Genomic DNA, 21942 nt, shown 5'->3' on the forward strand with positions numbered 1-21942 from the left:
GAGCAGTATGGATTATTTCGTTACATTTCGCTATTGATACAAAACGAAACATGATATAGGCTCGGTTTCGTTTGGTTGCGTAACAAAACTGCCACCTTCTGAGGAGAGACCCATGAAGACCGCGCGGCTGCACCGGAACTTGCTCTTTTGTAGTGTGGCCCTGGCTCTGAGCGTGCCGGTCGGCGCGTTGGCCCAGCAGGCGGAGGCCGCGAACGCGGACCCGGCGCCGGCAGGGCAGGAGAGCCAGGGCGATCCCGCCACCCTGGATACCGTGGTCGTCACCGGCGTGCGCGGCAGCATGGCGCGTGCCCTCGAACTGAAGCGCGAGTCCGGCACGGTCCAGGATTCGATCAGCGCGCTGGAACTGGGCAAGTTCCCCGACGACAACGTCGCCGACTCGCTGAGCCATATCACCGGTGTGTCCATCTCGCGCACCGCCGGCGGCGAAGGCCAGAAGGTCAGCGTCCGCGGCCTTGGGCCCGAGTACACCCTCACGACCTTCAATGGCCGCATCCTCGCCACCGACGGCGCGGGCCGTGATTTCGCCTATGACGTACTGCCGGCCGACGTGATCAGCGGCGCCGACGTGGTCAAGGGCGCGCAGGCCTCCTTGTCCGAAGGCGCCATCGGCGGCCTGATCAATCTGCGCTCGGCCAGCCCGTTCGACCAGGACGGTCAGCAGGGCGTCATCCGCCTCGAAGGCGACCGCAACCAGATGTCCGAGTTCAACGGACACAAGTTCTCGGCGACGTACAGCAACCTGTTCGCCGATGACACCATCGGCGTCCTGCTCGGCGTGGTGTACGGCGAGCGCAAGGACCGTACCGACATCGCCGGCAACGACGGTGGCTGGAGCCGCAACGCGGACCCCAACGACGAGAGCTGGCTGTGGGGCAATACCTGGGGCGGCCACATCGACCCCAATGGCAACGGGAATCTGGACGAGGACGAGTACGGCCTGATCGCGCCGGGCCAGTTCCGCGTCGGTTCGATCCTGGAAGAGAAAAAGCGCCGCGCGCTGTCGGCGAAGATCGAGTGGCGTCCGAGCGACAGCTTCAAGCTGACCTTCGACGGCCTGAAGACGCGCCTCGATTCGCCGCAGGTCGGCTACCAGCAGTCCTATTACCCCCTGTTCGCGCCGGGACGCTGGTCCGACATGACGATCCAGAACGGCATCGTCACCGGTTTCACGATGGACAACCCCGATCCGGAACTGCGCCTCAACCCGGAGCTGCTCAACATGACCGAGCACCGGGTGGTCGATACCGACCTCTACGGCGCCAACGCCGAATGGCGGGTCAACGACGACCTCACCCTCACGGGTGACGTCTATCGCTCCACCTCGAAGCGCTACTCGGGCGGCCAGGACACCTATGTGGTGCTGCGCATGAACCAGCCCAACGTCGCACGCATCGAGCTCAGCGGTGGCGCGGTGCCCAACGTCACCGCGGTGTTCGATGACGGCCGCCAGCTGGCGAATGGCCTGGCCAACGGGCAGTTCGATGGTTCGGACTTCAATACCCACTACATGGAACTGCGTGGCGACAACATCGTCGACGAGATCACCGGTGGCACCGTGGGCGGCAAGTGGTTCGTCGGCCGCTTCAACCTGGACGACCTGCACTTCGGTGTCACCGCGACCGACCGCAAGAAGACGCGCGACCTGATCAACAACACGCTCAACGGCGGTGCGGACTACTACTCCGGCGATTACGCGATCAACGTCGGTGCGCTGGGCGGCAACGTGCTGTCGCATTCGTTCACGTTGCCGAACTTCATGCGCGGCGTGAGCGCGGACTTCCCGCGGACGTTCCTCGCCTTCGATGTCCCGAACTACCTCAGCCAGCTCGCCGCCTACAACGGCAACGCGCGCCCGGGGGGTGGCAACTACGACTTCTCCAATGCGACGCCGCAGTGGAACCCGCTGGAAAGCTACCGCGTCAGTGAGGACACCAAGACCGCCTACGTCCAGGCCGACTTCTCCGGCGAACGCTGGAACGCCGACATAGGCGTCCGCTTCGTCAAGACGCGGACCACCTCGCAGGCCTGGGACGCGCCGATCCTCAGCATCACCGAGAACGGGGCGTTCAACTACACCGCGAACTACGCCGATCCCACGCAGATCCGCCAGGATGGCGACTACAGCTATCTGCTGCCGTCGGGCAACTTCACGTGGCGCTTCACCGATGACCTGCAGCTGCGCGTGGGCGCGGCCAGGACGATGGCGCGCCCGCCGGTGGACAAGCTGGCGCCGACCAACACCACCGCCAGCGTGTCGTGGGGCGAGTTCACCCAGATCTACGGCGGCAACGTTGACCTGAAGCCGTACGAAGCCAAGCAGGGCGACGTGTCGCTGGAGTGGTACTTCAGCGAGAACTCGATCTTCAACGTCGCGGTGTTCTACAAGCGCATCGAGAACCAGCTGACGACCAGCTGGGAGCCCGGCCAGGACATCGGCGTCGGACCGATCCTGCGGCCGGACGGTACCCCGATCGGTACTGCGCCGACCCTGTTCAATGTGCAGCGCCCGATCAACGGCGACTACGCCAAGGTGCGCGGCATCGAGGCCGGCTTGCAGCATTTCTGGGAGAACGGCTTCGGCTTCCGTGCGCAGTACACGCGCAACTGGTCCAAGAGCTTCGTCGGCGACCAGGAGCGTCCGCTGGAAGGCATCGCGCCGTCGGTGTACTCGCTGGGCGTGATGTACGAAAAGGGCTCGTGGTCGCTCGGCGCCACTGCCGATCGCACCGATGGCTTCGTTACCGCCATCAACGTGCTGGGTGAGGGCTACAACGAGCAGGCTGATGCGATCACATGGCTGACGGCACACGTGTCCTACCAGTTCAACGACCGCTTCACCCTCTCGCTCGAGGGCAGCAACCTGCTCGACAAGGCGCAGACCTACAGCATCAACGGCAATCCGCTGCAGTCGCAGGGTTACTACCGTTACGGTCGTTCGCTGAACCTTGGATTGAGCTACCGGTTCTGATTCTCGCTGAGCATCGCGTACCGGAAGGGCCCCGACAGGGGCCCTTCCCGTTTGGATCGCGTAGGGACGACGACGGCTGCCGAGGAAGGATGCCTGGCACGTCGCGGCCTATGTCCGGAGACGGAAGCCGCTTGAGAAGCGTCGCTCGCTGCCGCTGAGGGGGTCGTTGAACGAGAGCGTCGTCGCGAGAAGCTGCAGCGGCGACGAATAGTCCCCGGCGGCGCGGTGCTGCACGGCAGGATAGATCGGGTCGTTGGCGATCGGTGCGCCCAGCGCGGCCATGTGTACGCGCAGCTGATGCTTCCGGCCGGAGACCGGTTTCAGCGCGTAGTGCCAGCGCCGCTCGCCGTGCGTGAGGACATCGATCCGAGTTTCGCTGTTTGCCGGCCCCTCGATTTCCTGCATCCGGAAGAATGGCTCGCCGGTGACCAGGCGGCTGGCGTGCGTGTACGGAAACGCAAGATCCGGCAGCGGCGGTGCGATCGCCTCGTAGGACTTTTCGATCCTCCGCTCACGAAACAATGCCTGGTAACGCGCGCGGCTATCCGGATTGGTCGAGAACAGCACGAGTCCCGCCGTCTCACGATCGAGGCGGTGCAGCGGCGCCAGCGCAGGGTTGCCGGTCCGACGGATCAGCCGCGCCAACAGGGTTTCATGGACATGGGGGCCGGCGGGTGTCACCGGCAGGAAGTGGGGCTTGTCGGCCACCAGCAGATGGTCGTCCGCATGCACGACGATCTCGTCAAACGGAATCGCCGGCTCGTCCGCCACTTCGCGGTAGTAGTGGACCTCGAGGCCCATGCGGTACGCGGTTGACGGCGTCACCGCTCCGCCGGCGCTGTCCAGGACCCGTCCGCGCGCCATTCGTTCCAGCCACTGCGTGCGCGGCACCGCCGGAAACCGCGCGCACAGACAGTCCAGTACCGTCGTCCATGCCCCGGGAGGCAGCTGCAACGTGCTGGCGGCTACTCCATCGATACAGGGCGGGCGTTCACTCACGTGTATCAGTGTCTCATCTGCGGGGAAGGCAACGGAGAGGACGCGCGTCTGCCTTCGTCGCCGAACCGGTGCGGGACCTACAATCGCGCTTGCGCCGATCAGTCGGTGGGACAGGAGAAGGGCATGATCGAACTTCCCGTCAGGCATTCGTGCGACCTTTGCGTGGCGGCACGGGAAGAGGGGTGGAAGATCATAGAGGAGAGCGAACACACGCTCACCGTGATCAACCCCTGGCAGTTCGAGGTTGGCCAGTGTTGCGTCATCACGCGACGGCATGTCGCCACACTGCTCGAGCTTTCCGACCAGGAATGCAGCGCGATACTGGTTTCGGCCAAACGGGTCGCTGCGGCGCTCGTCAGGACGTACCAGCCCCTCGGACTCCTTACGTTCCAGAACAATGGGGTCTACAGCGGACAGGAGACGCCGCACTTCCATTTCCATGTCGTGCCACGGCAGCCGGGCAGCGACTGGGGCATCGGACCCCCTCAGCTCGCGACATTCGACGGCGCCGGCCGCCAGAAGGGGACGCCGCACGAGCCGGGTGGCGATGCGGCGCGTCGGAAGCGGGTTCTGGCCTCCGCCAGGCAGCTTGCCGAGACGGTCAACCTGATCCGTTCGCACCTCCCCCACTAGCTTCGCGAACGTGGGTCTGTCGGGACTTTCGTCAGTAGGGGTTGCTGATGCACTTTGCCGTGCCGGGGCTGCGCCAGTATACTGCCCCCCACTATCCGGGCCGACACCATGCCCCACGCTCCCGCCGACAAGAAGAAGGCGCTCACCCGCGTAAAACGCATCCGCGGACAGCTGGATGCGCTGGAGCGTGCGCTGGAAGAAGGCGCAGACTGCGCGCCGGTGCTGCAGCAGCTCGCCGCGGTGCGAGGCGCTGTCAACGGTCTGATGTCGGAAATCCTGGAAAGCCATCTGCGCGAGGAGTTCGCGCATCCGGCCTCGACCCCCGAACAGCGCGAGGCCGGCATCGATGCCGCCGTCGCGCTGGTCCGTTCCTATCTCAAGTAAGCAGGAGTGCCCCCATGAAATCCCGTGCCGCCGTCGCCTTCGCCGCAGGCGAACCGCTGAAGATCGTCGAGATCGACGTCGCTCCGCCCAAGGCCGGCGAAGTGCTGGTCAAGATCACCCACACCGGCGTCTGCCACACCGACGCGTTCACGCTGTCCGGCGACGATCCGGAAGGCCTGTTCCCGGTCGTGCTGGGCCATGAAGGCGCCGGCATCGTGGTCGAGGTCGGCGAAGGCGTGACCAGCGTGAAGCCGGGCGACCACGTGATTCCGCTGTACACCGCCGAGTGCGGCGAATGCCTGTTCTGCAAGAGCGGCAAGACCAACCTCTGCACCTCGGTGCGCGCCACGCAGGGCAAGGGCGTGATGCCGGACGGCACCTCGCGCTTCTCCTACGAAGGCCAGCCGCTGTACCACTACATGGGGTGCTCGACCTTCAGCGAATACACCGTGGTCGCCGAGGTGTCGCTCGCCAAGATCAATCCGGACGCGAACCCGGAGCACGTCTGCCTGCTGGGTTGCGGCGTGACTACCGGCATCGGCGCCGTGCACAACACCGCGAAGGTGCAGGAAGGCGATTCGGTCGCCGTGTTCGGCCTGGGCGGCATCGGCCTGGCGGTGATCCAGGGCGCGCGCCAGGCCAAGGCCGGCCGCATCATCGCCATCGACACGAATCCGTCGAAGTTCGAAATGGCCCAGCAGTTCGGCGCCACCGACTGCGTCAACCCGAAGGACTTCGACAAGCCGATCCAGCAGGTCATCGTCGAGATGACCGGCTGGGGCGTCGACCATTCGTTCGAGTGCATCGGCAACGTCAACGTCATGCGCGCGGCGCTGGAATGCGCGCACCGCGGTTGGGGCCAGAGCGTCATCATCGGCGTGGCCGGCGCGGGGCAGGAGATCAGCACGCGCCCGTTCCAGCTGGTAACCGGCCGCAAGTGGATGGGTACGGCGTTCGGTGGCGTGAAGGGACGCTCACAGCTGCCGGGCATGGTCGAGGATGCGATGAAGGGCGACATCGAACTCGCTCCGTTCGTGACCCACACCATGCCGCTGGACGGCATCAACGAGGCCTTCGACCTGATGCATGAAGGCAAGTCGATCCGCAGCGTGGTGCACTACTGAGATGACGATGTCCTTGCAGAAGATGGCCCCGGACGCGATGCCGGGCGCGACGATGGATGGCATCTCCCTTGATCAGGACGCGCGCGATGCGATTGCGCGCCTCGGCGAACACGATCTGCAGAAGATCGATCGGACGATCCTGTCGTCGCTGGGTCGGGAGTGGAAGAAGGCGGGCTTCATCACCGCAGGCGTGATGATCGCGGCCCCGGACGAGTACGAGGACCTTCCCGAGATGTTCTACGCCTCCCGGATCCGGTTGCTTGCCGAGGCCTCGCGCATCGAGACGAAAGGCGATGCATCTGCATTGAAGACCTTCGAAATCCGTCTCGCACCCGCAACGGGGGTTGCCTGACATGGCGATCGAGCGCATCGAGCATCGCGCCTGCTTCGGCGGCTGGCAGGACGTCTACGAACATGCGTCGGAAAGCCTCGGCTGCACGATGCGCTTCGCGGTCTATCTGCCGCCGCAGGCCGAAGGCGGAAAGCTGCCGGTGCTGTACTGGCTGTCGGGCCTGACCTGCACCGAACAGAATTTCATCACCAAGGCGGGCGCGCAGCGGTACGCCGCCGAGCACGGTGTGATCCTCGTCGCGCCCGACACCAGTCCGCGTGGTGAAGAGGTGGCCGACGCCGAGGGTTACGACCTGGGCAAGGGTGCCGGTTTCTATGTCGACGCGACGCAGACGCCGTGGTCCGCCCACTACCGCATGTACGACTACATCGTCCATGAGCTGCCGGCGTTGGTCGAAGCGCACTTTCCGGTGACCGATGCGCGCGCGATCAGCGGACACTCGATGGGCGGACATGGCGCGCTGACCATCGCACTGAAGAATCCGGGCCGCTACCGCAGCGTCTCGGCGTTCTCGCCGATCGTCGCGCCGTCACAGGTGCCGTGGGGCGAGAAGGCGTTCGGTGCGTATCTCGGGGCCGATCGCGAAAGCTGGAAGCAGTACGATGCCGTCGAACTGGTGCGCGGCGCATCGGAGCGGTTGCCGCTGCTGGTCGACCAGGGTGATGCGGACGAGTTCCTGCAGACCCAGCTCAAGCCGGAACTCTTGCAAGCCGCGGCCGACGCCGTTGGCCATCCGCTGACGCTGCGCCTGCAGCCCGGCTACGACCACAGTTACTACTTCATCGCCAGCTTCATCGGCGAGCACATCGTGCACCACGCGAAGGCGTTGAACGCGTAAGGCGGACTCTGGCCCGCCATCCTGATCGTCGGTATGTGCGGGATGGCGATGGTGGGCCAAGGCCCACCCTACGAGGCATCCGCAAGCTCGAAGTCGGTGAAGGCGAAGCGCCCGTCGCGCAATTCGGTGTCGCCCTGCGTCAGCGTGAGCGGCGCATCGAACATCGGGCCGGCCCAAACACAGGTGTGGAACTCGCCGTTCTCGCCGCAGGGATCGATGCTTGCCGGCAAGGCGTCCCACAGCGCGGCATCGAAGGCATGGCCTGCGAAGCGCGCCTCCAGCTGTTGGGTATCCACGCAGCACAGGTGCGCACGCAGGCCGCCCTCGACCATCTCACGTGCCAGCGCGGCGGTGTCCGCACCGAACAGCGGCGTCATCACGTCCCAGCCGATCTTCGCCAGGTTCTGCACCCTGTAGGCGCGAATGTCTTCCAGGAACAGGTCGCCGAAGGCCATCGTGCGTAGCGTCGGCCAACGCTGCGCCGCGCGGGCGAGCGCGTCCGTCATCGCACGCTCGTAGTCGTCGTTGGCGCAGCGGGCAGGAATCATCGCTTCCAGCAGCGGCAGGCCGGTCGCGTGCGCCTGCGCATGCAGCACGCTGCGGCGGATGCCCTGCATCGAGACGCGATCGTAGTCTTCGGTCACCGTGGTCAGCAGGCCGACCACCTCGACATCATCGCGCTGGCGCAGGGTGTGCAGCGTCCACGCCGCATCCTTGCCGCCGCTCCAGGCGAGCAGCACGGGCAGGCGCACGCCGCTCACGCGGCTGAGACGTCACGAAGTTCCCACGCGTGCCCCGCCAGCAGGCGAAGGCGGTGCTTGAGGACCTGCCCTGGAATGGATGACGTGGCCACCAGCAGGATGCTGAGGTCGTCCTGACGTCCGTTCACCGTCGCGCCGTCGTCGACCACGCCGAGGCCGGGGTCGACTTCATCGGGGTCTTCCTGGCGGGCGCGCCAGCGGTCGAACAGATGGCTGGTGCGCAACGCGTGCTGGAGTTGCGCGGCGAATTCCTCCGCGCCATGCGCGTCGAAACTGAAAGCCGGATCGCCGCCGCGCGCGCGGCCGGGATCCGGCAGGCTGATGTAGTAACGGACGGCCATGGCACCCCCGGCAGAAACCTGGGGCATAGCGTTATCCACGGCGTGTTATCCCGCCGTTATGCCACCTTGAACGGGGCCGGTGGCGCGGCGAAGGCGGCGACCACGGCCCCCTTGCCCACGTTGACCATGCCGGTGAGGCTCATGACGCTTTCGAACACCTCGACCTTGTTGTTCTCGCAGACATCGCGCAGGCGCTGGTAGCCGGGCAGGGCACGCAGCTCCGACAACTCGCCGCCGTAGCTCAGGCACACGGTGGGCGTCATCAGTCCGGACATCACGCGGTTGCCGGTGAACTTGAACATCTGCTCCACCGCGTTCTCGAAACCCTTGATCTTCGCGACCGGCTCGGTGTTTCCCGCATGGCCGTACAGTACGGGCTTGATGTCCAGTGCGCTGCCCAGCGCGGCGCTGAGCAGGCCGACGCTGCGGTCGCCCTTGGTGCGCGCGCGGTTGCGCAGGTAGTACAGGTCGCGCGGAATCATGTAGCCGTGCGTGTTCTGCGCCAGCTCTTCCAGGCGCACGCGGATCTGCTGCACGCTGGCGCCGGCGTCGCGCATGCGCACGGCTTCCACCGCGGTGATGCCCTGCGCGGCGAACAGGTTCTGCGTATCGATCACGCGCAGCGCGAACGGCGAGTTGTGGCCCGCGGCTTGGCGCACCGGCTTGTAGTCGTTGAGGATGGCGAAGCTGGCCTGCATCGCGTTCTCGTGGATGGGCGAGCGCGTCTTGGTGATCGTCATGCAGAAGACGTGGTCGTAGTCGATCACCAGCCGGCCCAGGAACAGGTCGCGGATCTGGTTGACGGTGAACGGCGTGGTCTCGGCCTCATGGCCACGTTCCGCCACGTGCGCATGCAGGAAGCTCAGCGTCGCCTGCTCGTCGCGATGGTCGGCCAGCACGGCCTCGCCGATGCGCACCGTGATCGGCAGGATCACGATGTTGTGCTTCTCCAGGAACTCCAGCGGCAGGTCGCACGCCGAATCAACGACTATTCCAATGCGCATCTAGCCCCTCCCGGCATTCGTCGCATTTGTATCTATCTCCGGAAAACTAGCGGAGAACGGCAGCCAAGTCGCTGGATAAACGCATGAAGTGTGCGGTACGTCACCTTTTTTGTGACTTGAGCGACGGGAGAAAACGCGTGCCCCGTCAGATCCTTCTCGGGGTACAGGCCCACAATTTCTGTGCTTCAAGTCACAAAACTACCGAAATCGGGCTTGTTCGATGCCGGGCCCGGCCCGACACTCGCCGCCAAGGGAAGGGGCGACATGACGCAGCGGTGGTGGTGTTGGCTGCTGTTGGCCCTGCTGCCGGCGGGCGGCGCGCACGGGGAGAACATTGCGCGGATCGACCGCACCCAGCCGTTGGCGCTGGAACAGCAGGCCGGACAGCGTGCAGGACTGTTTTCGGAACGTCGCTTCGACAGCGGCGCGGTCGGTGTGCGCGTGGTCGGCAACGGCGAGTGGCGGGTGTATCCGGCGCCCGGCGTGGTCGAGCCGCTGCTGGTGTTCTATCACCCGTACACCGCGCGCGTGACCGTGCAGGCCCACGGCGGGGGGGCGCCGCGCCGCCAGGACATGTTCAGCCCCGACCTCGACCCGCAGTACAGCCGGCGTGGGCTGGTGTTCCCGCTGACCGGCGACGGACCCGTGGACGTGAAGGTCGAAGGCGCGCGCTATCCGCTGCGGGTCGCGGTGGAATCCGCACCCGCCTACGCCGCCGCCGATCTCTGGCACGTGCGACTGGTGCTGCCGGCCATCGGCATGGTGGTGGGCGTGTCGCTGGTGGTGCTGCTGTTCTGGGCGATGCTGCGCGAGCGCGTCTATGGGCTGTACGCCGGGGCCATGCTGTTCCAGCTGCTGTACGCGATGTGCTCGTACGGCGAGGCCTACGCCTGGCCCGGGCTGTCCGCATTGGCGCAGTTCGGCGCGCAGGGCATCTGGTTTTCGGGATCGCTGGCGACCGTCCTGCTGGTTCTGTTGTGGCTGGACTATGCGGGCCTGCGCCAGGTCACGCCGCGACTGGCGTTCCTGATGCGGCTGGTCGGCGTGTACGGCTGCGGATTGACGCTGGTGCTGCTGCTGTCGCCTTGGCCTGCGGACAAGGCCTGGTTCCCCGACGTCGCCAACGCGCTGTTCCTGCTGACCAACGCCATCGCTCTCGTCACCTTGATGGTGGCCTGGTGGCGGGGACAGGTGCATGCGGCCTACGTCCTGATCGCATGGGTGCCGACGCTGGTGTTCACCATGTGGCGCGCGCTGCGTTTCAGCGGCGGCGAACGTGCCGAGCCCTGGCTGGAGTACGGCGTGCCATGGATGCTCGCGTTCACGGCCGTCGTGCTGGCGCTGGGCCTGGCCGACCGCATGCTGACCTTCCGCCGCGAGCGCGACAGCGCCAAGGCGCACGCAGAGCGCGATGGCCTGACCGGCGTGCTCAACCGCGGCGCGATCGAGCATCGCCTGGACTGGGCACTGATCGAACGCCAGCGCGAACACATCCCGGTGTCGCTGCTCTTCATCGATCTGGACCATTTCAAGCAGGTCAACGACCGTCACGGCCATGCCGTGGGCGATGCCTGCCTGCGTGCGGTCACGCGTGTGGTCAGCCAGCAGTTCCAGTACGGCGACCAGCTTGGCCGGCTGGGGGGCGAGGAGTTCGTGCTGGTGCTGTCCGGCGTCGAACTGCACACGGCGCTCCGCGTCGGCGAGGAAGTCGCCGCACGCATCCGCCACGACTGCGCGCGGGTGGATGGCGTGGCGGTCTACGTCACCGCCAGCATCGGCGCGGCGCAGGCGCGTGGCGGCGATACCGTCGCCTCGCTGATCGCACGCGCCGACCATGCCATGTACGCGGCCAAGCGCGCCGGCGGCGATCGCGTGGTCGCCGGAGAAGCGCCCTGCCCGGCCGCCGACAGCACGAAGGCGCCCGCAGGCGCCTCCATGGACTGATACCGCCGCGCGGTTACTTCGAGTACGCGCGCGGCAGCGGGCCGGACGGCTGCAGGTAACGGTCGCGCAGCTCGGTCTGGCGCGAGCGCATCGGCATCGCGCGGCCACCCAGCCAGACCTGCTCCGCGGTGCTCGATACATCCAGCGGATCGGCGGTCCACAGCACCAGGTCGGCCAGCTTGCCCGGCGCGATGGTGCCCACGCGGTCGCCGACGCCGAAGGTCTCCGCCGGCACGCGCGTCAGACCAGCCAGGCCGTCTTCCCACGGCAGGCCGTTGGCCACCGCATTGCCGGCGAGCTGGCGGATCTTGCGCGCGTTGTGCGAGGCGTCGCCGGCCTGCGAGAAGCTGACGCTTACGCCGGCGGCATCCAGCCGCGCGGCATTCTCCAGCGTGGCGCCGATCTGGTCGAAGTCCGCCGGCAAGTCCGCCAGCGCATCCACGAACACCGGCACCTTCGCCTGCGCGAGTTGCGGTGCGAGCTTCCACGCTTCGGCACCGCCGGCGATGGCGATGCGCACGTTCTCGCGCTGGGACCAGCGCAACAACTGGCGGATGTCCGCCGCGCGGTTCACCTGCACCACGATGCGTCCGTTGCCGGCCAGGTAGCGCGCCAGCGTCGCGCGGCCTGCCGGCGTCAGCAGCGCATGCGGCGAATCCACCGGCACGCGACCGCGCGCCTCGGCCACCATCTGGTCGAGCAGCATCCACTGCGCCGCGCGCGACTTTCCGGCCAGTTCCGCACCGCCGCTGCCCAACCGCACGAACAGTGCGCGCGGGCCGACCGGATCGGCACTGCCGTCCAGTCGCATCACGCCGCCCTGGCCGGCGATGAAGGAGCCGCCGGTGGATGCCGCCAGCAGGGTGAAGCCGATGCCCTCCACGCGCGACACCGGAATCACCACCGACGCCGGGTTGTACGCCAGCGTCACGTCGAACTCCGGCCGCATCGGCTGGTCCTGCAGGGTCACCGACGCATCCACGGTGGACGACTCGCCCGACACTTCCTCCAGCCCGATCTCGGTGATGCCGCCGAAGAGCGCGGGCGTCAGCGGGCGACCGTTGGCCTCCACCACTGTCGCGCCCGGCGCGGCCAAGCCGCTGCCTACCGCCTGCACCATGCCGTTGCGTACCAGCACGTCGGCATTCTTCAGCGTGCCCTGCGCACCGGCGGTATGCACGGTGGCGTTACGGATCAATACGTCCTGGGCGAGTGCGGGCGAACACGCCACGGCCAGTGCCACGCACAGCGCACGAAACAACACGCGGCTCATGGCGTCACCTCCTGGCCCAGCATGAAGTCCGACACCGGTTGCCTGCTCCGGTCATTGCGGTCGTAGATGCGCGCGCCGTCGATGTAGACCTGCTCGGCCTTGGCGTACACGCTGAAGGGGTTCTGGCTCCACACCACCACGTCGGCCATCTTGCCGGCCTCCAGCGTGCCGGTACGCTCGGCGATGCCCAGCGACTTCGCCGCGTTGCTGGTCACCCAGCGGATCGCACGTTCGGGGGCGATCTCGCCCATGCCGGCGCGACGCGCGCTCGCCATCACCTTCGCCGCCTCCTGGTTGAGGCGCTGGATGCCTTCATCGGAATCCGAATGCACGATGGCGCAGCTGTTCGCCGGACGGTCGACCAGCGCGATGTTCTCCTGGATACCGTCGAAGGCTTCCATCTTGAAGCCCCACCAGTCGGCCCACAGCGCGCCGCATACGCCGTCCTGCGCCAGCCGGTCGGCCAGCTTGTACGCCTCCACGCCGTGGTGGAAGGCGGACACCTTGAAGCCGAACTCCTTCGCCAGGTCGAGCATCGTGGTCATCTCGTCGGCGCGGTAGCAGTGGATATGCACCAGGATCTCGCCGTTGATCGCGCCGGCCAGCGTGTCCAGCTTCAGGTCGCGCTTGCCGCCGCTGTCGCCGCCGCTGTCCGCCTTGTCGTCGCCGCTGGCGCGTTCCCACCAGCGCTTCTTCTTCGGTTGCTGCGGCTTGGGCGCGTTCTTCTTCAGGTACTCGCTGGCATCGATGAAGGCCGCGCGGTAGCCGGCCACGTTGCCCATGCGCGTGGCCGGGCCGGCCTTGCCGCCGTAGACGCGCTTGGGGTTCTCGCCGCAGGCCATCTTCAGCCCCCATGGCGCACCGGGGAATTTCATGCCCTGGTAGCTGGTGGACGGCACGTTCTTCAGCGTCACGCCACGGCCGCCGACCAGGTTGGCCGAGCCGGGCAGGATCTGCATCGAGGTCACGCCGCCGGCCAGCGCGGTGTGGAAGCCGGGGTCCTGCGCCCAGATCGAATGCTCGGCCCACACGTTCGCGGTCACCGGTGCGGTCATCTCGTTGCCGTCGCTGTGCGCCTTGACGCCGGGGCTGGGGTACACGCCCAGATGCGAGTGCACGTCGATCAGTCCTGGCGTCACCCACTTGCCGGTTGCGTCGATGCGCGTGGCGCCCTCGGGGGCGGACAGGCCGCGCCCCACCGCCACCACCTTGCCGTCGGCCAGCAGCACGTCGGCGCCGTCCAAGCGTTCGCCGGTGCCGGTGAGCACGGTGGCGTTGGCCAGCAGCACGGGGCCGGAAGCGAGCGCACGGTAGGTGCTCGGATACGGGTCCTGGGTGAAGCGGGAAGTGGGCGCGGCGGCAAGTGCGCTGCTGCCCAGCGAAGCCAGGATGAGCCCGGCCAGCAAGGTGGGTTGCATGGATGTGTCCCCTGAGAGAGACCCGAAACCTAACCGCCCGTGCGCCACCTTGCCAAGTGCGCGGTGCCCGCTGCGTGCCCCCTACGACACAGGTCGAATGCGATGCGGCGCAGCCGCTTGCTATATTCCGCGCTCGCTCCGACAGGCCTCCATCGACATGCCAGCGCCCGTCCGGTCGTCTTCGCCGCCCCGCGCCACGCCTGCGCGGCGCGCCCCGGGCAAGGGGGCGCAGAAGTCCACTCCCGCGCGTGTATCGCAGGTGCTGGTGGCCGTCGACAAGGCACTGGTGCGGCACGGGCTGGTGCGATTGCTGGAAACCAGCGGAAAGCCCTTCGACATCCACGTCAGCGCCCATGCGCGCAGCACGCGCGAGTGCGTGCGCGAGACGCCGTTCGACCTGCTGCTGATCGATCCTGCCCAGGTGCGCGAGATCGGCGCGGCGTTGCATGTATCGCCCTGCAAGACTGTCCTGGTCACCGCACGCGACCATGTCGGCATGGCGCCGCTGCCTGGGCGGATGACCGCCTGCGGCATGCTCAGCGAATCCGACGCGGAAGCCAGCGCGCGCAAGCTGTTGCTGACCGTGGCCGAATGCACGTTGGCCTGCTTCGAGCGCGACCGCTGTGGCGGCTGCCTGGCGCAGCGCACCTGGCAGCAGGCGCACTTGCCGCTGTCGCCGCGCGAACGCGAGGTCTTCCTGCATATCGGCGCCGGTGCGGGGCCCGCGAAAATCGCCCGCGATCTTGCGCTGTCGGTCAAGACCGTCGAAAGCCACCGCGAGAAGATCAAGCACAAGCTCGGGCTGGACAGCGCCGCCGCCCTGCAGTGCGCCGCGCTGCGCTGGCGGCAGGGCTATGCGTTGACCGAAGAGGGCTGACCGTCCTGCGCGCGTGCAGGCATCAGCCAGCGTGCGGCGAAGTCGGCCGGCGAAAGCGCGGCATCGAAGAGGAAGCCCTGCGCCTGCCCGCAACCGAGCGAAAGCAGTACGTCGGCCTGTGCGGCGCTTTCCACGCCCTCGGCGGTCAGTTGCAGGTCCAGGCTGCGTGCCATGGCGATGGTCGCCACCACGATGGCGTAGTCGTGGCGGTGCTCCAGCATGCCGCGCACGAACGTGCGGTCCAGCTTGAGCCGGTTGAGCGGAAAACCCTTCAGGTGCGCCAGCGACGAGTAGCCCATGCCGAAGTCGTCCAGCGACAATGAAAAGCCCGCCGATTTCAGTTCCGACAGCGTCGCCAACGACGCGTCCGGATCGGCCATCAGTCCGCTCTCGGTCAGCTCCAGGTCGAAGCGCTGGGGCTGCAGTCCCGCCGCCGCGATCTGTTCGATCAGCAGGCCAGCCATCTCCGGATCGTCGAACTGCCGCGGCGATAGATTGATCGCCAGCCGGCCCGGCAGCGACAGGCCAGCCGCATCCCAGGCGCGCAACTGCGCACAGGCCGTCGCGATCACCCAGCGTCCGAGCGGCTGGATCAGGCCACGATGCTCGGCCAGCGGTACGAACTCGTCCGGGCTCACCTGCCCCAGCACCGCGTCGCGCCAGCGCAACAACGCTTCGGCGCCGACCAGGCGGCCGTCTGCGATGGCGACCTGCGGCTGGTAGTGCAGTTCCAGCGAGCCGTCGCGCAGTGCACGCTCCAGGCGGTCGGCCAGCTGCACGCGGCGCTCCAGCCGCGCGCTCATGTCGGGGTGGTAGGTCCCCACCGTGAGGCGCGACCGCTTGGCCTCGTACATCGCGGTGTCGGCGTTGCGCAGCAGCAGTTCGCTGCTGGCGCCATCCTGCGGATACACCGAAATGCCGATGCTCGCCTTCAGCCCGAACACCGTGCCGCCGATGGTCATCGGCTGGGTGATCGCGTCGTTCAGCCGGCGCGCGATGGCCTGGGCCGCCTTCGCACGCGTATCCGGCGCCAGCACCACGAATTCGTCGCCGCCCAGGCGCGCGACGTGCTGGCCGGTGTCCAGTTCGTCGCGCAGGCGGCGGCCGATCTCGACCAGCACCGCATCGCCGGTGGTATGGCCCTTGGTGTCGTTGATGTCCTTGAATTCGTCCAGGTCGATGAACAACACCGAGAACACCCGCCCGGACGCGGCCGCATCGGTGATCAGGCGTTCCAGCTCCGCATAGAAGTGGGCGCGGTTCGGAAGTTCGGTGAGGTCGTCGTACAGCGCCAGCTGTTCGATGCGCGAGAGCTGCGACACCTGGCGCGAGATGTCCTGGATGGTGCCGACCACGCGCTTGCCGTGGCCATGGACATCGGCCAGGGCGCGGCCGCGTTCGCGCAGCATGCGCGGCGGATGGCCGTCGCCCTCGACGCGGTAGCGCACGTCGTAGGCGATGCCGCTGGCGACCGCGGTGGCGAAGGCGGCATCCAGCGCCGGGCGGTCCAGCGGATGCACCCAGCGGCGCAGGTGTTCATAGCCGCCGCATTCCCGCAGGTCCTCGGTGCGCAGCATCTCGCGCGCCCGTGCGCAGCAATGCAGGCGTCCCTCCGGCAGCAGCAGTTCCCAGCGGGCGAGTTGCGCCAGGTCATGCGCCTCGGACAGCAGCGACTCGCTTTCGCGCAACGAAGCGGTGGAGTCCGACAATGCCTTGCGGTCGGCCGACACGTAGGCGTCCATGACCACACCGATGTCGAAGAACAGCCGCTTGATGGTGGACTTCAACGCCTGCGCATGGAACTCCGGGTCCTCGCGCAACAGCGGCTGCAGCGAATCCATGATCGCGGTCAGCAGCGTGCTGCAGCCGGCCAGGTACCAATGCGGTTCCAGTCCGATGCGGTGGTGTACCGCGCCGATCCGCCAGCGGTTCTCCACGTACTGGCGGTCGACATGGGCGGTGAACAGGTCGCGCGAGTAGCGCTTCTGGGCGTGGTGCAGCCGTTGCAGCTGCTGCCAGTCGCGGATGTACGCGCCGGTCTCGGCAAAGGCCCCCACCTGCGCGTAGAAGCGGTCGATGTTGGCGCTCTCGCTGGCCTGCACCACGTCCCACAGCTGCAGCAGGCGGTCGCGATCGGCGCTGCCGAGATCGAGGAAATCCAGCCTCAGCCGGATGTCGTCGTCGCTGAGGAAGGCGGGATCACCGGGGGAAGGGGGGTTGCCGGGGTCCATGGACGGTTCGCGGAAGCCGGCTCAGTCCTGCCAGGCGCGCTGTACATCGGCGTGCCTGTCTCTGCCGGCGGCCGCCGTCCGCCTTCGTCCCCTGCCTGTTCGTTCGTCCAACGCCATTCCCCTTTCCCCGTTCAGGGATGAAACTAATGGAAGGCAATTCCATGCCACCATCGGGGGATCCCCGATGTCCGCCGCGCGGCTCCTGTGCCGTGCGGCGTCGCGGGACGAACGCAGGCACGCAACGAGGGCAAGATGAAGGACAAGAACGAGATCGTCGACAACTGGCTGCCGCGCTACACCGGCGTGCCCCTGGACCAGTTCGGCGAGCATGTGTTGCTCACCAATTTCGGTGGCTACCTCAACGTGTTTTCGCAGCTGACCGGTGCGCCCATCGTCGGCCTGGACCGGCCGATGGCCAGCGCCACCGCCGACGGCATCACCATGATCAACTTCGGCATGGGCAGCCCCAACGCCGCCACGATGATGGACCTGCTGTCGGCCATCATGCCGAAGGCGGTGCTGTTCCTCGGCAAGTGCGGCGGGCTGAAGCGCAAGAACCAGCTGGGCGACCTGGTGCTGCCGATCGCGGCGATCCGCGGCGAGGGCACCAGCAACGACTACCTGCTGCCGGAAGTGCCGGCGCTGCCGGCGTTCGCGCTGCAACGCGCGGTGTCCACGATGATCCGCGACCTGGGTCACGACTACTGGACCGGCACGGTGTACACCACCAACCGTCGTGTGTGGGAACACGACCTGGCCTTCAAGGAGCGCCTGCGCGCGATGCGCTGCATGGCCATCGACATGGAGACCGCCACTGTCTTCGCTGCCGGCTTCGCCAACCGCATCCCGTGCGGCGCGCTGCTGCTGGTCAGCGACCAGCCGATGATCCCGGAAGGCGTGAAGACCGAGGCCAGCGACGCCAAGGTCAGCTCCTCGTTCGTCGAGAACCACATCACCGTCGGCATCGAAGCGCTGAAGCTGATCCGCCGCAACGGGAAGTCGGTACGGCATCTGCGGTTCGACGAGTAGCGGGATGGCCGCTGCGATCCGTGTGCCGTCGGTTCCGCAAGCGATGATGGTCGTCGGCGCCATGGTGTTTGCCGGGTGCGCGTCACTGCGGCAAGCCGACACGGCACCGGCCGACATCGAGATAAGCGCCATCGAGATCGACGCGGCGACCGGCAGCGGTACGGTGGTCGTTACCAATCAGTCCCGCAGGCGGGTGTTGATACGCACCAATGACTTGGTATGGCAGGAAGACGCCGTGATCCGGCGTGTGCCGCGACCGAATCTGGATTTCGGCGACGATGCCATCGTGCTGACACACGATGCACGCCTTGGCGCGGGGGAGTCGCGCGAGTACATGGTCACGCCCGCGATGGGTGCGTTGCGTCGCGACCATCCCGCCATCCACGTGTGCTGGGACAACCGGAACTGGACATGCGAGGCCTACTGGCTGGTGCCCGCCAAGGCGTCGTGGAGCACGTTGATCGGGCGCAATCGCCTGCTGACGTGGATCGCGGCGGCTCACAACCGTTTGCAGGAAGTGGAGAAGCAGACGACAGACGACGCCCGCGAGCGCGCCCGCCGGATGACGGAGGCCTTCGATCGCGATCTCGCAGTGGCCTACACGCCGGAGCGTCTGGCGGCCGCATCCGACGAGGAGCTGGAGGAACTGTTCCAGGCTGCCAACCGCGTCGTCTTCTATGCGCATGGACCGGCGCATGCGGCGCTGTTGCAGCGGACCGCGCAGTCCCTGGACGCGCGATCGACGCTGACCGACGCGCACCGCCGTGATCTATATCGCGCCTGGGTGGTGACGCGTCAGTTCGACGCCGCCAATGCACTGGCGCGCAGCCATCCCGGCTTGCAGCTGCAGGCATTGCCACCGGTCCCCCCTGCCGATGTGCCCGGCGCGGGCCGCGTCGTGGTGTGGCGTCCGGCGGACGATGCCGAGGCGTTGTCCGCGCAGGTCGTCGAACAGGACGTGCCGACGCGCGTGGTCGTGCTGTCGCACCCGCGCTGCGGCTTCTCGCAACGCGCCATCGCCGCGATCGAGGCGGACCCCGTGTTGTCCGCACGGCTGGGTGATGCGCTGTGGCTGGCGCCGCCCAACGGGTCGCTCGACCTGCGCGATATCCAGGCGTGGAATCGTGCGCATCCCCGTGCACGCCTGAGCTACGCGGTGGCGATGGGCGATTGGCCGCAGTTCGACAGCTGGGCGACGCCGGTGTTCTATTTCATGCGCGAAGGACGCGTCGTGGCGACCGTCACGGGCTGGCCCAGGGAGGGCCGTGCACGCGAGCTTCATGAGGCCTTCGCTCAGATGGACGCGCCGGAAGACCCCTGAGGAGACAAGGATGCAGGACCACACGAAGCGCAAGCGCTGGATCGGCGTGGCGTTGGCCATGTCGCTGGGAAGCACGGCAGCGGCGGCCGAAACGGCGGTGGAGACCGAAGCCCGCAACGCCGCTGCCGGGTTCGCCATCACCACCAGCCTCACCCTGCTGGAAGCCCTGGGCAAACAGTGCGGCACCTACGAAGGCGAGGCCGGCAGCCAGGCGCGTGCCGCGCTGCAGGGCTGGCAGCAGCGCAACCACCGCTACCTGGAACCCTCGCTGCAGCGCGTGCTCGTGCTGACGGATGCGGTCGCCGCGGCAGGGGGTGAGGCGCAAGGCAAGGCATTCGCCGATGCGCGCAAGGCCGAGTTCACCGGCGCCGCCACGACCGCGCTGCGCGCGATGTTCCCCGAAGGCGAAGTGACCACGGCTGCGTGCGCACGCATTGCGGCCGCGACCGCAGGTGGCGCCTATGATTACCGCCAGCATGCGGAGTTCTTCCCTACACTGCAGGCCCTGGAGCGGGGCACGGCCGCGCCGACCAAACCAGCCGCGGAGCACCGATAGGTGACAGAATCCATGCCGTCCGGGACAGCGAACAGCGATAGCGAGAAGTGGCTTCTCCTCCGCTCATTGACGGAAGATCGTCCGCATTTCGTCGGCGTCATTCCCGCGCTTCCGCCGCCCCAGGTGAGGGCGGCTTTCCCGCAGCGGATCACGATCGTGGTCGCCTACGAAGAAAACGAGAAGGGCCTGCCTCTCTACGAGGATGATCTGGCCGCGCTGAACCATCTGGAAGACGACATCCGCGAATGGGACCCCGAGCGACGTGTGTTTCTCAATGCGGCGCGGAGCACGGGTCTGGGGGAGCGGCGCTGGATCCTCTACGCGACGGACGTCGACGCCATGGAAGCGCTGGTGCCGGAGAACGACTTCATGGACATCTCCGCCGAGCACGATCCGGAATGGTCGGAAATCGGCACCATCCTCGCCGGGATACCGGCGGCCCATTAGTCCCGTCGAGGGAGCCTGCCTCGTTCGCCCCGATGGTCAGCCCTACAGGACAGATCGCATGAACCTTGAAACGATCGAGATGAAGGCGTTTGTTCCCGCGCGGGATCTGGCCGAATCCATCGCGTTCTACGAGGCGCTGGGCTTCGGGGTATCGATGGAGTCGGACGACCTGGCCTACATCCATCACGGCAAGACGGCGTTCCTGCTGTCGCAGTTCTACCTGCGCGAGCATGCGGAGAATTTCGTCATGCACCTGCTGGTCGCGAACGCGGACGACTGGCACCGGAACGTCGAAGCGTCGGGTGTGGTCGGGAGATTCTCCGTCCGCGTCAGTCCGCCGGACGATCGGCCCTGGGGCCTCCGCGACTTCACCCTCATCGATCCGACCGGCGTGCTCTGGCGCATCGGGCACGTCATTCCGGATCGATGAACGCATCCAGCGACGCATCCAGGTGGCGCACGAGGCGGGTCATCGCCCTGCGCGTCATCGGAGGGATGACCGTGTCGGCGGGGCTGCTTGTCTGTGCCCTGTGCGCCATCCTGTTCTTCAATCGCTCGCCGGAGGACTTCGAGGGCACGGCCCAGATGGCGGCGGTCCATGTTGGCCTCGTCTACGGTCTTCCCACGCTGTTGGCCGGTAGCATGGTGCTCGGGTTCGCCCACCGGGCACGCAGGGCGACGCCGTCTGATACTTCATACGAACCGAAGGTAACACCATGAACGAATCCAGTGACGTCATCACCTTCTGGAAGAACGCCGGCTACGAGAAGTGGTTCGCCAACGACGATGCGTTCGATGCCGAGTTCGACCAGCGCTTCCGCGGGCTGCACTTCCGCGCGGCGCGGCGCGAGCTGGAAGGCTGGATGGGCGATGCCGAAGGCGCGCTGGCGCTGATCCTGTTGCTGGACCAGTTCCCGCGCAACTGCTTCCGCCAGAGCGCGCACTCTTACGCCACCGACGGCCTGGCACGGCATTACGCCGATCGCGCCATCGAAGCCGGCTTCGATGCGCAGGTCGATCCGGACCTGAAGATCTTCTTCTACATGCCGTACGAACACTCCGAAACCCTGGACGACCAGCAGCGCGCGATGGACCTGTTCCGCGCCACCGGCAACGACGAATACCTCAAGTACGCGCAGCTGCACTACGACCTGATCGCCCGCTTCGGCCGCTTCCCGCATCGCAACGAGGCGATGGGCCGCACCTCCACGCAGGAAGAGCGCGACTACCTGGCGGCGGGCGGCTTCAAGGGCTGATGTAGGGTGGGCCTTGGCCCGCCGTTACCATGTGTCGTGGTCGCGGTCTTTGACGAAATCCCGGAAGTTCAACCGTGATCGAGGCCCGCGATGGTGGGCCAAGGCCCACCCTACGGAGCGCACACCCTGTCCGCCACGCAAAAAGAAAGCGGGCCGAAGCCCGCT

General features: G+C 67.0%; 22 protein-coding genes. 15 read left to right on the plus strand and 7 right to left on the minus strand.

Annotated features, from left to right (window positions below; all coding sequences use genetic code 11):
• The first annotated feature begins 112 nt into the window (after positions 1-112).
• A complete protein-coding gene (locus IB230_RS18480) occupies positions 113-2989 on the plus strand; it encodes a TonB-dependent receptor (RefSeq protein WP_192274325.1) in 2877 nt (958 codons plus the stop codon).
• A gap of 108 nt (positions 2990-3097) precedes the next feature.
• Here IB230_RS18480 and IB230_RS18485 read toward each other — a convergent pair whose 3' ends face one another.
• Positions 3098-3880 carry a pseudouridine synthase gene (locus IB230_RS18485; protein WP_343227364.1) on the minus strand — a complete coding sequence of 261 codons (783 nt, stop codon included), beginning with the start codon at positions 3878-3880 and terminating at the stop codon, positions 3098-3100.
• Between the two features lie 231 nt (positions 3881-4111).
• Between IB230_RS18485 and IB230_RS18490 the strand changes: the two genes are divergently transcribed.
• The 5 genes from IB230_RS18490 (at position 4112) to fghA (ending at position 7319) form a co-directional block, all read left to right on the plus strand.
• Positions 4112-4621, plus strand: coding sequence for an HIT family protein (locus IB230_RS18490; protein ID WP_192274327.1), 510 nt, complete (start codon positions 4112-4114; stop codon positions 4619-4621).
• Positions 4622-4729: 108 nt separating this feature from the next.
• Positions 4730-5005, plus strand: coding sequence for a formaldehyde-responsive transcriptional repressor FrmR (frmR, locus tag IB230_RS18495; RefSeq protein ID WP_192274328.1), 276 nt, complete (start codon positions 4730-4732; stop codon positions 5003-5005).
• A gap of 14 nt (positions 5006-5019) precedes the next feature.
• Positions 5020-6129: an S-(hydroxymethyl)glutathione dehydrogenase/class III alcohol dehydrogenase gene (locus IB230_RS18500; protein ID WP_192274329.1), complete on the plus strand. Its 1110-nt coding sequence runs from the start codon at positions 5020-5022 to the stop codon at positions 6127-6129.
• Between the two features lie 22 nt (positions 6130-6151).
• Positions 6152-6481 carry a DUF3658 domain-containing protein gene (locus IB230_RS18505; RefSeq protein ID WP_192274330.1) on the plus strand — a complete coding sequence of 110 codons (330 nt, stop codon included), beginning with the start codon at positions 6152-6154 and terminating at the stop codon, positions 6479-6481.
• Positions 6482-6488: 7 nt separating this feature from the next.
• Positions 6489-7319, plus strand: coding sequence for an S-formylglutathione hydrolase (gene fghA, locus IB230_RS18510; protein ID WP_192274455.1), 831 nt, complete (start codon positions 6489-6491; stop codon positions 7317-7319).
• 68 nt (positions 7320-7387) lie between these two features.
• On the opposite strand, the gene IB230_RS18515 is transcribed toward fghA, so the two are convergent.
• From IB230_RS18515 to IB230_RS18525, 3 genes are read right to left on the minus strand one after another with little or no spacing between them, the layout of a single operon-like run.
• Complete coding sequence (locus IB230_RS18515; RefSeq protein WP_343227365.1) at positions 7388-8080, minus strand: ATP-binding protein; 693 nt, start codon at positions 8078-8080, stop codon at positions 7388-7390.
• Positions 8077-8421 (minus strand): hypothetical protein, encoded by a 345-nt coding sequence (locus IB230_RS18520; protein ID WP_192274457.1) that lies wholly within the window; start codon positions 8419-8421, stop codon positions 8077-8079. Before IB230_RS18520 ends, IB230_RS18515 begins: the two co-directional genes overlap by 4 nt.
• Positions 8422-8477: 56 nt before the next feature.
• A complete protein-coding gene (locus tag IB230_RS18525; protein ID WP_192274331.1) occupies positions 8478-9425 on the minus strand; it encodes a DegV family protein in 948 nt (315 codons plus the stop codon).
• A 264-nt stretch (positions 9426-9689) separates the two neighbouring features.
• On the opposite strand from IB230_RS18525, the gene IB230_RS18530 reads away from it, so the two are divergent.
• Complete coding sequence (locus IB230_RS18530) at positions 9690-11369, plus strand: diguanylate cyclase (RefSeq protein WP_192274332.1); 1680 nt, start codon at positions 9690-9692, stop codon at positions 11367-11369.
• A 13-nt stretch (positions 11370-11382) separates the two neighbouring features.
• On the opposite strand, the gene IB230_RS18535 is transcribed toward IB230_RS18530, so the two are convergent.
• Positions 11383-12642, minus strand: coding sequence for an amidohydrolase family protein (locus IB230_RS18535; RefSeq protein WP_192274333.1), 1260 nt, complete (start codon positions 12640-12642; stop codon positions 11383-11385).
• Complete coding sequence (locus IB230_RS18540) at positions 12639-14060, minus strand: amidohydrolase (RefSeq protein WP_192274334.1); 1422 nt, start codon at positions 14058-14060, stop codon at positions 12639-12641. The genes IB230_RS18535 and IB230_RS18540 overlap by 4 nt, the downstream gene beginning before the upstream one ends.
• A gap of 157 nt (positions 14061-14217) precedes the next feature.
• Between IB230_RS18540 and IB230_RS18545 the strand changes: the two genes are divergently transcribed.
• Entirely contained in the window at positions 14218-14937 is a 720-nt protein-coding gene (locus IB230_RS18545; protein ID WP_192274335.1) for a LuxR C-terminal-related transcriptional regulator, read from the plus strand.
• On the opposite strand, the gene IB230_RS18550 is transcribed toward IB230_RS18545, so the two are convergent.
• Positions 14913-17168, minus strand: a complete 2256-nt coding sequence (locus IB230_RS18550; RefSeq protein ID WP_192274336.1) for an EAL domain-containing protein — start codon at positions 17166-17168, stop codon at positions 14913-14915. The genes IB230_RS18545 and IB230_RS18550 overlap by 25 nt on opposite strands.
• 252 nt (positions 17169-17420) lie before the next feature.
• On the opposite strand from IB230_RS18550, the gene IB230_RS18555 reads away from it, so the two are divergent.
• Genes IB230_RS18555 through IB230_RS18585 form a run of 7 tightly spaced genes read left to right on the plus strand, consistent with a single transcriptional unit; the run spans position 17421 to position 21777 of the window.
• Positions 17421-18197 (plus strand): AMP nucleosidase, encoded by a 777-nt coding sequence (locus tag IB230_RS18555; protein WP_192274337.1) that lies wholly within the window; start codon positions 17421-17423, stop codon positions 18195-18197.
• A 4-nt stretch (positions 18198-18201) separates the two neighbouring features.
• Positions 18202-19518 (plus strand): hypothetical protein, encoded by a 1317-nt coding sequence (locus IB230_RS18560; RefSeq protein ID WP_192274338.1) that lies wholly within the window; start codon positions 18202-18204, stop codon positions 19516-19518.
• A 10-nt stretch (positions 19519-19528) separates the two neighbouring features.
• Entirely contained in the window at positions 19529-20074 is a 546-nt protein-coding gene (locus IB230_RS18565; RefSeq protein ID WP_192274339.1) for a hypothetical protein, read from the plus strand.
• The gene (locus tag IB230_RS18570) at positions 20075-20521 is read left to right on the plus strand and encodes a DUF695 domain-containing protein (protein WP_192274340.1); all 447 of its coding nucleotides are present in this window, start codon (positions 20075-20077) and stop codon (positions 20519-20521) included.
• Positions 20522-20579: 58 nt separating this feature from the next.
• Positions 20580-20951, plus strand: coding sequence for a VOC family protein (locus IB230_RS18575; RefSeq protein ID WP_192274341.1), 372 nt, complete (start codon positions 20580-20582; stop codon positions 20949-20951).
• Positions 20948-21241 (plus strand): hypothetical protein, encoded by a 294-nt coding sequence (locus IB230_RS18580; RefSeq protein ID WP_192274342.1) that lies wholly within the window; start codon positions 20948-20950, stop codon positions 21239-21241. The genes IB230_RS18575 and IB230_RS18580 overlap by 4 nt, the downstream gene beginning before the upstream one ends.
• Entirely contained in the window at positions 21238-21777 is a 540-nt protein-coding gene (locus IB230_RS18585; RefSeq protein ID WP_192274343.1) for a DUF924 family protein, read from the plus strand. Before IB230_RS18580 ends, IB230_RS18585 begins: the two co-directional genes overlap by 4 nt.
• The last annotated feature ends 165 nt before the right edge of the window (positions 21778-21942 follow it).

The sequence above is a fragment of the Pseudoxanthomonas sp. PXM01 genome (genome assembly GCF_014851815.1).
GTDB lineage: Bacteria > Pseudomonadota > Gammaproteobacteria > Xanthomonadales > Xanthomonadaceae > Pseudoxanthomonas_A.

Coding starts and splice junctions, on each gene's coding strand:
- IB230_RS18530 (WP_192274332.1), top strand. CDS start 9,690: ATGACGCAGCGGTGGTGGTGTTGGCTGCTGTTGGCCCTGCTGCCGGCG.
- IB230_RS18550 (WP_192274336.1), bottom strand. CDS start 17,168: ATGGACCCCGGCAACCCCCCTTCCCCCGGTGATCCCGCCTTCCTCAGC.
- IB230_RS18555 (WP_192274337.1), top strand. CDS start 17,421: ATGAAGGACAAGAACGAGATCGTCGACAACTGGCTGCCGCGCTACACC.
- IB230_RS18560 (WP_192274338.1), top strand. CDS start 18,202: ATGGCCGCTGCGATCCGTGTGCCGTCGGTTCCGCAAGCGATGATGGTC.
- IB230_RS18520 (WP_192274457.1), bottom strand. CDS start 8,421: ATGGCCGTCCGTTACTACATCAGCCTGCCGGATCCCGGCCGCGCGCGC.
- IB230_RS18500 (WP_192274329.1), top strand. CDS start 5,020: ATGAAATCCCGTGCCGCCGTCGCCTTCGCCGCAGGCGAACCGCTGAAG.
- IB230_RS18505 (WP_192274330.1), top strand. CDS start 6,152: ATGGCCCCGGACGCGATGCCGGGCGCGACGATGGATGGCATCTCCCTT.
- IB230_RS18480 (WP_192274325.1), top strand. CDS start 113: ATGAAGACCGCGCGGCTGCACCGGAACTTGCTCTTTTGTAGTGTGGCC.
- frmR (WP_192274328.1), top strand. CDS start 4,730: ATGCCCCACGCTCCCGCCGACAAGAAGAAGGCGCTCACCCGCGTAAAA.
- IB230_RS18540 (WP_192274334.1), bottom strand. CDS start 14,060: ATGCAACCCACCTTGCTGGCCGGGCTCATCCTGGCTTCGCTGGGCAGC.
- IB230_RS18545 (WP_192274335.1), top strand. CDS start 14,218: ATGCCAGCGCCCGTCCGGTCGTCTTCGCCGCCCCGCGCCACGCCTGCG.
- IB230_RS18535 (WP_192274333.1), bottom strand. CDS start 12,642: ATGAGCCGCGTGTTGTTTCGTGCGCTGTGCGTGGCACTGGCCGTGGCG.
- IB230_RS18565 (WP_192274339.1), top strand. CDS start 19,529: ATGCAGGACCACACGAAGCGCAAGCGCTGGATCGGCGTGGCGTTGGCC.
- IB230_RS18490 (WP_192274327.1), top strand. CDS start 4,112: ATGATCGAACTTCCCGTCAGGCATTCGTGCGACCTTTGCGTGGCGGCA.
- IB230_RS18575 (WP_192274341.1), top strand. CDS start 20,580: ATGAACCTTGAAACGATCGAGATGAAGGCGTTTGTTCCCGCGCGGGAT.
- IB230_RS18525 (WP_192274331.1), bottom strand. CDS start 9,425: ATGCGCATTGGAATAGTCGTTGATTCGGCGTGCGACCTGCCGCTGGAG.
- IB230_RS18585 (WP_192274343.1), top strand. CDS start 21,238: ATGAACGAATCCAGTGACGTCATCACCTTCTGGAAGAACGCCGGCTAC.
- IB230_RS18580 (WP_192274342.1), top strand. CDS start 20,948: ATGAACGCATCCAGCGACGCATCCAGGTGGCGCACGAGGCGGGTCATC.